This is a genomic window from Limnohabitans sp. JirII-31, from assembly GCF_002778315.1.
Classification (GTDB): Bacteria; Pseudomonadota; Gammaproteobacteria; order Burkholderiales; family Burkholderiaceae_C; genus Limnohabitans.
Map to the genome: position 1 here is coordinate 1 of NZ_NESA01000040.1, position 801 is coordinate 801.

Annotated in this window: 1 protein-coding gene; it reads left to right on the forward strand. The window is 56.7% G+C overall.

From position 1 onward, the window contains the following. Positions 1-4 precede the first annotated feature (4 nt). Positions 5-801 (forward strand): transporter substrate-binding protein (locus tag B9Z41_RS16860; RefSeq protein ID WP_158236211.1); only part of this gene is annotated, 797 nt, incomplete at its 3' end.

Below are 801 nucleotides of genomic sequence, written 5' to 3' on the forward strand. Positions count from 1 at the left end.
CATGATGAATCGTCGAGGAAACCTCAAGGCCCTGGCCGCAGCCGCAGCGCTGTCGGTGGGATCGTTTGCCGTTGTGCCGCAAGCCTTTGCCGCAGACACCATCAAGGTGGGCGTGCTGCACAGCCTGTCAGGCACCATGGCCATTTCAGAGACCGTGCTCAAAGACACCGTCTTGATGGCCATTGACGAAATCAACGCCAAAGGCGGCGTGCTGGGCAAAAAACTCGAACCCGTGGTGGTCGACCCCGCATCGAACTGGCCCCTGTTTGCAGAAAAAACCAAGCAGTTGCTGACCCAAGACAAAGTGGCCGTGATGTTTGGTTGCTGGACCTCCGTGTCGCGCAAGTCGGTGTTGCCCGTGGTTGAAGAACTCAACGGTTTGCTGTTCTACCCCGTGCAATACGAAGGTGAAGAGCTGAGCAAGAACGTGTTCTACACGGGTGCTGCCCCGAACCAACAAGCCATCCCAGCCGTGGACTATTTGATGAGCAAAGACGGTGGTGCTGCCAAGCGTTGGGTCTTGCTGGGTACCGACTATGTGTACCCCCGCACCACCAACAAAATCTTGCGCGCTTACCTCAAGAGCAAGGGCGTGAAAGAGTCTGACATCGACGAAAAGTACACCCCGTTTGGCCACAGCGATTACCAAACCATCGTGGCCGACATCAAGAAATTCTCAGCCGGTGGCAAGACAGCGGTGGTGTCCACCATCAACGGTGACTCCAACGTGCCGTTCTACAAAGAACTGGGCAACGCAGGCTTGAAGGCCAAAGACGTGCCCGTGGTGGCATTCAGCGTGGG